9 protein-coding genes are annotated in these 8640 nt (G+C 45.4%); 6 read left to right on the top strand and 3 right to left on the bottom strand.

Translation table 11 applies throughout. The features are described 5' to 3' along the window. Positions 1 to 7 precede the first annotated feature (7 nt). On the bottom strand, positions 8 to 1078 hold the full coding sequence (gene splB / locus G3352_RS20155) for a spore photoproduct lyase (RefSeq protein WP_163759198.1): 1071 nt from the start codon (positions 1076 to 1078) through the stop codon (positions 8 to 10). 231 nt (positions 1079 to 1309) lie between these two features. On the opposite strand from splB, the gene mntR reads away from it, so the two are divergent. The 3 genes from mntR (at position 1310) to G3352_RS20170 (ending at position 4631) form a co-directional block, all read left to right on the top strand. Then, complete coding sequence (gene mntR, locus G3352_RS20160) at positions 1310 to 1738, top strand: transcriptional regulator MntR (RefSeq protein ID WP_076291863.1); 429 nt, start codon at positions 1310 to 1312, stop codon at positions 1736 to 1738. 208 nt (positions 1739 to 1946) lie between these two features. Beyond that, the gene (locus G3352_RS20165) at positions 1947 to 3545 is read left to right on the top strand and encodes a family 10 glycosylhydrolase (protein ID WP_163759200.1); all 1599 of its coding nucleotides are present in this window, start codon (positions 1947 to 1949) and stop codon (positions 3543 to 3545) included. An 84-nt stretch (positions 3546 to 3629) separates the two neighbouring features. After that, complete coding sequence (locus G3352_RS20170; protein WP_163759201.1) at positions 3630 to 4631, top strand: patatin-like phospholipase family protein; 1002 nt, start codon at positions 3630 to 3632, stop codon at positions 4629 to 4631. 68 nt (positions 4632 to 4699) lie between these two features. Here G3352_RS20170 and G3352_RS20175 read toward each other — a convergent pair whose 3' ends face one another. Then, positions 4700 to 5032: a hypothetical protein gene (locus G3352_RS20175; protein ID WP_113053998.1), complete on the bottom strand. Its 333-nt coding sequence runs from the start codon at positions 5030 to 5032 to the stop codon at positions 4700 to 4702. Positions 5033 to 5037: 5 nt separating this feature from the next. After that, positions 5038 to 6030 (bottom strand): DUF1385 domain-containing protein, encoded by a 993-nt coding sequence (locus G3352_RS20180; RefSeq protein WP_063565687.1) that lies wholly within the window; start codon positions 6028 to 6030, stop codon positions 5038 to 5040. A 215-nt stretch (positions 6031 to 6245) separates the two neighbouring features. On the opposite strand from G3352_RS20180, the gene G3352_RS20185 reads away from it, so the two are divergent. The 3 genes from G3352_RS20185 to G3352_RS20195 all read left to right on the top strand — a co-directional run bounded on the left by G3352_RS20185 (position 6246) and on the right by G3352_RS20195 (position 8459). Next, positions 6246 to 6824: a YqhR family membrane protein gene (locus G3352_RS20185; protein WP_163759204.1), complete on the top strand. Its 579-nt coding sequence runs from the start codon at positions 6246 to 6248 to the stop codon at positions 6822 to 6824. 77 nt (positions 6825 to 6901) lie between these two features. Further along, positions 6902 to 7345, top strand: a complete 444-nt coding sequence (gene aroQ / locus G3352_RS20190) for a type II 3-dehydroquinate dehydratase (protein WP_163759206.1) — start codon at positions 6902 to 6904, stop codon at positions 7343 to 7345. Between the two features lie 40 nt (positions 7346 to 7385). Continuing rightward, positions 7386 to 8459: a M24 family metallopeptidase gene (locus G3352_RS20195; RefSeq protein WP_163759208.1), complete on the top strand. Its 1074-nt coding sequence runs from the start codon at positions 7386 to 7388 to the stop codon at positions 8457 to 8459. Positions 8460 to 8640: the final 181 nt, after the last annotated feature.

Here is an 8640-nt window from a genome sequence, read left to right on the forward strand (position 1 = left end):
TCTGCGCTTAGGTAAAATAATCAATGTTGGCCAGTGGGAAATGTTCAAAAATGCGTTCAGTAATAAACTCGCGCAGGGCATCCTGCTGATCATCCTTATACACATATTTGTACTGGCCCCAGCGGCCCCATTTCATTTTCCGCTTTTCGATATCCATCTCCAACTTGGTTTTAGGGTATCGCTTCTCAATGGTGGCTTTTGCCGTTTTGGTAAAACGATGCTGGATCATCTCAAAAGTTAGATCCTTGGTTGCTTCTTCGGGAAGTGTATCGGCAAGTTTTTGTAATAGCTCGCTATATCCTTCTTCCCACCCGTCGTACCACATAATTGGGGCAATAATGAATCCGAGCGGATATCCGGCATGAGCTATTTTGCCTGCGGCTTCAATTCGCTCTTCAAACCGTGAGGTGGCTGGTTCAAAATTTTTGATCACATAATCGGAATTCACGCTAAATCGGATACGAGTGTGTCCGTTATGCTCGATGTTTAATAAAGGATCAACATGATGATATTTGGTTACAAAGCGAAGTCGCCCGTGTTCCTCATCCGCCATAAAACGAATTAGGTCACCGAGATTTCCTGTAATATGCTCCAGACCTACGGGATCTGATGTACAGGCTGCTTCAAAACGGGTAAGTTCAGGTGCACGTTCCTCAATGTATCCCTTGGCAGCCTCAATAATTTCTTCGGTGTTTACATAGACACGGACATAGGGTTTGGCCCCAAGTGTCGTTTGAAGATAACAATAATGACAGTGGCCCATACAACCTGTGGAGATGGGAATGGCATATTCTGCCGAAGGCTTCGATTGCTCAAATTTGAGTGTTTTACGCACGCCGACGACAAGGGTACGCTTTGCCATTCGGTACTTTTCCTGTTCCGTTTCACCAGGGAGATTGGTAATTCGATTATGGGATGTCGTCATCTGATATGGGATATCTCTAGAGGTAACCCATTCCATAATTCGTTTGCCTTTCTCATATTCCAGCGCACCGGGTTCAAAATACACCAAATCGGGAATAAAGGGTTTAGTGCCTTTTGCTTTGCGAACGGGTGGTTGCGCTACACTTGTACTCACGAAATCACTCCTTTCAATACTGAACCTGCTTAGTTTGCCTTGTTTAGAGATAAGTCACCCTTGCCAATACTTGCGTAATGGTGAAGGAATTCAAGCCCCGAGAAGTGTTTTATGGACTGTAAATAGTGAATGGATTGTGCAGGACTTGCCAATGCGTATTGATAACATGTATCATTATAAGATAGTGACCAGGCAGGAATATTGCAGGTCAGAGAGAAGAGAGGGAAGCAGATGCCAACGCCCAGTATGGAAGATTATTTGGAGCGTATATACAAATTAATTGATGAAAAGGGCTATGCTCGTGTGTCTGATATAGCTGAAGGTTTGGAAGTACACCCTTCATCGGTGACGAAGATGATCCAAAAGCTGGACAAAGACGAGTACCTGATCTATGAGAAGTACCGCGGGCTGGTGCTTACGCCAAAAGGCAAAAAGATGGGCAAACGGTTGATGGAGCGCCATCATCTGCTTGAACAATTTTTGACGACGATTGGTGTTCAAGAAGAAAATATTTACCAGGATGTTGAAGGGATAGAACACCATTTGAGCTGGGATTCCATTACCTGCATCGAATCTTTGGTTGAATATTTCCGCCAGGATGAGACTCGACTGCGTGACCTTAAAAGTATTCAGGATGTCATGAGCAATACAGAATCTTAAGTTTTTAAAGCCAGACTAAACTGAAAATTTACAATGAATATCCATTCAAAATCAGAGGATGCACCTGCCGCTAAAACGGTAGGGAGCGTCCTTTTGCATTTTTCTGACCAGAATTTGGCGATTATTCGCAACTTAACAATCATTAGGAGCGTCTATTAAACTAGCAGAATTTGCCGCGAATTTATAATTATTTTGGAGGATTGCACTGATGAAGCTTCGTAAAGGATGGATCCTGCTGCTCATTTTTGTTCTGGGTTTACAAACATCAGGACTGACGGCGCAGGCAGCTAGTCAAAAGGAAATTGTTATTTATTTGGATGGTCAACGTTTGGAGTCGGATGTTTCACCTTACATTTTGCCCAAAGTAAATGTAACGATGGTCCCCTTGCGTGTTATTAGCGAAGGACTGGGTGCATCTGTGCTTTGGTCACAGGCTACCCGCACAGTTACGATCAAGAAATCCGATTCCGTAATTACGATGACGAGTGGGCGCCAGCAGGCAACGGTGGATAGTGCTGTGGTTGATCTTGATGCATCGGTAGAACTGAAGCAAGGCCGTGTCATGGTACCGATCCGATTCGTCAGTGAGAACTTGGGAATTCAGGTCACCTGGAACCAATCTGAGCAGACGATTAATTTGGCCACAGGCAATGATCCCAATCCTAGTCCAGTGACACCAGCAGAGCCTGGAGGGACGGGAACTACGCCAAATACAGATGAGATGCGAGGAGCCTGGATCTCAACTGTAAACGGAGACTGGCCTTCATCTAGTGCCAAAGGAAATGTAGAAAAACAAAAGTTGGAGTTCATTCAGCAGCTTGATACGTTGAAGGATATGGGGATCAATGCCGTATTTGTTCAAGTGCGAGCCAATGGGGATGCGATCTATCCATCAGGTCTTGTACCGTGGAATAGTGTACTGACAGGCACACAGGGGAAAGATCCCGGGTATGATCCACTTGCATTTATGATCGAGGAAGCTCATAAACGTGGCCTTGAGTTCCATGCCTGGTTCAACCCGTTCCGGGCTACTAATTCGGCAACGACAACCGGGCTTGCAGCCAATCATGTATCCAAGCTTCATCCGGACTGGATTGTTAACGCATCAGGCAAGCTGTATATTAATCCAGGCATTCCGGAAGCGAGACAGCATATTATTGATTCCATCATGGAAGTAGTTAACCAGTATGATGTTGATGGCGTACATTTGGATGATTATTTCTATCCTTCCAATGTAACGTTTAATGATGATGCGGCTTTCAAAGCATACAACACATTGAATACGAGTGATCGTGCAGAATGGCGCCGGGACAATATCAATCAATTCGTCAAGCAGCTCGGAGAGAGCATTCACAAGGTGAAAGCTGGCGTTGAATATGGCATTAGCCCATTTGGTGTATGGCGTAACAAATCGGTTGATATGACAGGTTCTGATACAAAAGCTGGAGTAACCGCTTATGACAGCATGAATGCGGATGTGCGGACTTGGATCAAGCAGGAGTGGATTGACTATGTTGCACCCCAAGTGTACTGGAGCATGACACTAAGTGCTGCCAGATATGACAAGGTGGTTGACTGGTGGGCCAATGAAGTGGCAAATACCGATGTGAAATTGTATATTGGTCACTCTCCTTATAAGCTTGGTACACCAGAAATCGGGTGGCAGACATCCCAAGAAATCATTGATCAGCTTATATATAATGAGAAATATGATACGGTGAAAGGGGATATTTTCTTCAGCTCACAGTACCTGACGAAAAACCCGCTCGGCTTGATCGCCAAATTAAAAGCCTATTATGGACTGTAAAACATTTTAACGTAATATGACCAACCCCTGTTCTCATACAGTGGCAGTAGTAGCATGGACTGCCTGGAGAACGGGGGTTTTATTGTGTTGATTAACGGAGTATTTGAAGGTGGCGGCGTAAAGGGAATTTCACTTGCTGGCGCCGTAAAGGGTGCAGAGGATCACGGTGTTGAGTTCAATCGCGTAGCGGGCACGTCATCGGGTTCCATCGTAGCTGCTTTGCTGGCCGCGGGCTATTCGGCGGAAGAGATGAAAGGCATTATCGAGAATACGCCGTTTGCTTCGTTGCTGCGACGTTCTCCCATATTTGATACGAAGTGGATCGGACCCGCAGCGAGGCTATTCTTGAAGAAAGGGCTATATTCTGGCGAAGCACTGGAATGCTGGATACGAGATATGCTGATAAAAAAGGGGGTGCGGACGTTTGCTGATCTGCCTCCTGGTAAGTTGCTAATTATTGCATCCGACATTTCCAATGGTACCATTTTGGTGCTTCCAGACGATATCAAACGATTCGGAATTGATCCTTCGAAACTGGAAGTAGCCAAGGCCGTACGCATGAGCTGCAGTATCCCCTATTTCTTTGATCCGGTAGCTATTCGCAGATCCCCGATCCTGTCCAAAGGATTACGTTTTGCGGACCAGTTTGTTTACATCGTGGATGGCGCATTATTGAGCAATTTTCCGCTCTGGCTGTTTGATGGAGAGCGTACAGAACGTGGAGGAGACATCATCCCTGTAGTCGGTTTTAAAATGGTTGGCAAAATAGAAGGAGAGCCAGCTAGAATCAGAGGACCTCTAAGTATGCTTCAGGCATTGGTTGAAACGATGCTTACTGCTCATGATGAGCGATATATCGAACAGGTTAATCGATTCCGTACTGTGAAAATTCCTACCCTTGGAATTAAACCTACGGAATTTCACCTTTCTGTACAAGATAGCACAGCCTTATATCAATCTGGTGTTACCGCTGGTACTGAATTTTTCAGTGGGTGGAATACCAAGATATATGGTGAACAGCTGGACAAACAGAGACGAGAGCTTAGAAAGAAACAGGCGGAGACACCACCGCTGACTCCTGTATAAAAATGAAAAAGCAATTCTCCGCATGTTTGGAGAATTGCTTTTCTGTGTGTTTCGTCTGTATTAGCGTTTTAATGATACTTGGGTACGTCTTCATCACTTTTACCCTTTTGTCCCTGAATGACTTGGAAAGGATAATCCTTGCGTTTTTTGGAAGAACCGCTACTTTTTCTGGCACCAGACTGTGCATTAACTTTAGCCATGGTTTTAGCCGATGGTTTAATCTTCGGTGATGATGTCTTGCGTGCCCAACGGCGGGGCGGATATTTATAGAGCAGGAACACAACTCCGAACACGACGAGGGGGATGATAATTTGGGATATACCTCCACTTCCCAGCCTAGTCAAGATTCCAATAGCAGCGAGTGCGATGAACGTCCAAAATATGATTGCCTGCTTCTTCATATCATTCACCCTTTCACAGGATCAAGTGTTGCAACAGGAACTTCCGACGTGGCCGATACATTTGCGAGTTTGGCATCCAATTCACGCATACGGTTAAACGAAGCGATGGATACTTCTACTTGTTCATTCGTTGGCTCTTTAGTTGTCAGCAATTGCAGCCACAGCCCCGGGTATCCGAGATAACGAAGCACAGGGATGTCACGTACCGAGTTGGTCATCTTCAACAATTCGAATGAAATACCGAGTACGACTGGCAACAACAGCAACCGCTGTCCCATACGTTCCCAGAGGTTGTCGTATGTGAAGAGCGAGTACAAAAATATGCCGATAATGACAGTCAACATAATAAAACTACTGCCGCAACGGTAATGCAGACGGCTATACTTCTGCACATTTTCTGGTGTAAGCTCTTCTCCGGCTTCATGAGCACTAATGACTTTATGTTCTGCACCATGGTATTGGAACAGACGTTTAATCATTGGTGTCTGAGAAATCAGCCACAGATAGGCAAGCAACAGAATCAGCTTAATTCCGCCTTCCAGTAAATTATGCAAAAACTGATTGTCGAATGCATTTTTGAACAGAAAATTCTCAATGACAACCGGCAACAATGTAAGCACAATTTTACCAAAGAGGAACGAAAGGATAGCTACTGCAGTAACACCGATAATCATGCTAAGGCTCCAACCTGAGCCTTCTTTTTCTTTTTGCTTTGCTTTTTCTTCAGGTTCCAGTTCATCATCAGCATATGCGTCAGCAGAATAATTGAGATGTTTGCTTCCTTTGACGCTCGAATCTATAATGCTGACAATCCCGCGCAGTAGTGGAATCCGCCGCAATTTCATGACCCAGGACTTGTCTTGCTTGGGAACTTCCAGATACGTAATTTCGCCGTCTTTTCTTCGCACAGCTGTAACGTTGACATGTTTACCGCCAAACATTACGCCCTCAATGACAGCTTGCCCCCCGTAGCTGACAGGCTTGGATTGTTGAGGCAAATTATTCACCTTCCTATTCTGTTCTAGGCCTTCATGGTCGAAGGCAGTTTTATAACCCTATTGTATCGAATTTTGAGAGCAATTTCTAGTTTACGAGTTGATACAGAGTCGATGTTGTTAACATTGTCCTGATTTGTACATACTACCCGGTAGAGTTAGGGCGAAAATGTAGATTTATTCGCAGTTTTGCAAACTGAACGTGAAGGAGAATATCGATGACAGAGCACACGAGTGAACACACATCCCATAAGGAAAATCAGCGTGCTGACAAAGGAGAGCAAAAGGACCGGGGTAGACGTACTACCCAGCGACAAGGCCAGGCACATTATTTCACTAAGCCCTTCCCTTTTGCAGTAGAGCTAGGTTTTTTCGCAGGTTTTATCTGGGGAGGTGTGCATTGGCTGTTCTATCTGCTTCATTTTACGATTGTGCCACTGGGATTTTTGGCTGAACCTTTTTTCAAGCACAATTTTATCTATACTGCAGCAGGGCATTTGACCGGCTGGCTGTTTTTTATTGTCTTTTCCGTTCTCACCTCTCTAATTTACACGTTCACTTTGAAAAAATGGAAAGGACCGCTTCCAGGCATGGGTTACGGGATTTTTTGGTGGCTCATTATCTTTGTTCTGGTAGGTCCCAAACTGGATATGGTGAAGCCCTTAAACCGCTTAACCTGGGATTCAATCATTACAGAATTTTGCTTCTTTTTGCTGTGGGGACTGTTTATTGGCTACACCGTAGCCATGGAGTTCACGGATGAACGGAAACGTGAGCCAGAGCAAGCGGGAGCATAGCCGCAAAAAAGCTTCTCAATCCGGCAATGGCTGTGTTAAAATAGCAGATGGTTATTTGCAGAAAGGGTGGAGCAGCTATGAAACGGATTGTTGTAATCAATGGCCCGAACCTGAACATGCTCGGAGTACGTGAACCCGGCATCTATGGAACGCTTAGTCTGAAGGATATTGAGGAAAAAATTCGCAGACAGGCGGAGGAGCTGGGCGTCTCCATCGCTTTTTATCAATCCAATCACGAAGGGGACATCATTGATCGAATTCATGCAGCGATGGGCGATGCAGACGGAATCATGCTGAATGCCGGAGCGCTGACCCATTACAGTTATGCTGTGCGTGATGCCATTAATGCCGTAAAAGTTCCTACAGTAGAAGTACATCTATCCAACATTCATGCACGCGAAGCGTTCAGACATCATTCAGTAATTGCTGCAGAAACAATCGGGCAAATTGCCGGATTTGGCGAAGTAAGCTATGAACTGGGGCTGCTGGCTCTCGTGCGTCATCTGGACAAACAAACCTGAGCCGGAGACCCGGGAATTGTGAGAGAAAGAAGGGTTACCGATGGAAAACAAACGAGTAAATATGTTGCGTGAGGCCATGCATAAACATGAACTCACGGCTATGCTGATTACAAATCCGATTAACCGTCGTTATATGACGGGTTTTACAGGTTCAGCAGGATATGTGCTGATTACGGAACAGGAAGCTTATCTGCTTACCGATTTCCGTTACATGACACAGGCGCCGCAACAAGCCAAAGGATTTACCGTTGTGGAACATGGACCAAAACCGTTGGAATCCGTACGTGAATTGCTTGCATCGGCGAATATCAAACAGGTTGGCTTTGAGCAGGATCATGTCACTTATGGCACGCATACTGCTTATGCCGAAGCACTTCAGTCCATTGAATTGAAAGCTGTATCTGGTATAGTGGAGCAACTTCGCATGTTCAAGGACGAAGATGAGATCGCTGTAATGCAAAGAGCTGCGGATCTGGCAGATGCAACATTCAGTCACGTTTTGCAATTCGCAAAACCGGGTATGACTGAACGTGAAGTGGATTTGGAGATGGAGTTTTTCATGCGCAAACATGGAGCAACCTCCTCTTCATTTGACACCATTGTGGCATCTGGTGAACGTTCTGCTATGCCTCACGGTGTAGCAAGTGGCAAAGTCATCGGACAAAATGAGTTAATTACATTTGACTTTGGTGCGCTTTTGGATGGATACTGTTCAGATCTGACACGTACCATCGCAACGGGCACACCTGTACCTGAACTGCGTAAAATTTACGATATCGTACTGGAAGCCCAGTTACATACGCTGGCGAACCTGAAACCGGGCATGACCGGACGGGAAGCAGATGCATTGGCACGTGATATCATTGCAGGACACGGTTACGGAGAGCAATTCGGACACAGCACGGGCCACGGTCTGGGTATGGAAGTCCATGAGGCTCCTCGTTTGTCCAAGCTTAGCGACGATGTATTGAAACCGGGCATGGTGGTAACCGTTGAACCGGGTATCTACATTGACGGCCTTGGCGGCGTGCGCATCGAGGATGACGTGGTGATTACCGAGACAGGTATTCACATTTTGACGAATTCGGACAAGAAGTTCACCGTTATCGGCTAAATTACAGCCAACGGTGATATAAGACGATTTTTTATTTATGTTTTTGAAGAAGTAAACATGGAATTACACAATAACGGAGAGGGCAGAAAAAACCTGAAGAAGCGAAGCGCTCGCCTTTATCCCCGGATTTCTCCCTATTACGATAGGGATTAAAAGAAATCTGGGGATAACAGCGATCGGA

The organism is Paenibacillus sp. ALJ109b, from assembly GCF_010747435.1.
Taxonomy (GTDB): Bacteria; Bacillota; Bacilli; order Paenibacillales; family Paenibacillaceae; genus Paenibacillus; species Paenibacillus taichungensis.

Coding starts and splice junctions, on each gene's coding strand:
- G3352_RS20165 (WP_163759200.1), top strand. CDS start 1,947: ATGAAGCTTCGTAAAGGATGGATCCTGCTGCTCATTTTTGTTCTGGGT.
- mntR (WP_076291863.1), top strand. CDS start 1,310: ATGCCAACGCCCAGTATGGAAGATTATTTGGAGCGTATATACAAATTA.
- G3352_RS20175 (WP_113053998.1), bottom strand. CDS start 5,032: ATGAAGAAGCAGGCAATCATATTTTGGACGTTCATCGCACTCGCTGCT.
- G3352_RS20195 (WP_163759208.1), top strand. CDS start 7,386: ATGGAAAACAAACGAGTAAATATGTTGCGTGAGGCCATGCATAAACAT.
- G3352_RS20185 (WP_163759204.1), top strand. CDS start 6,246: ATGACAGAGCACACGAGTGAACACACATCCCATAAGGAAAATCAGCGT.
- aroQ (WP_163759206.1), top strand. CDS start 6,902: ATGAAACGGATTGTTGTAATCAATGGCCCGAACCTGAACATGCTCGGA.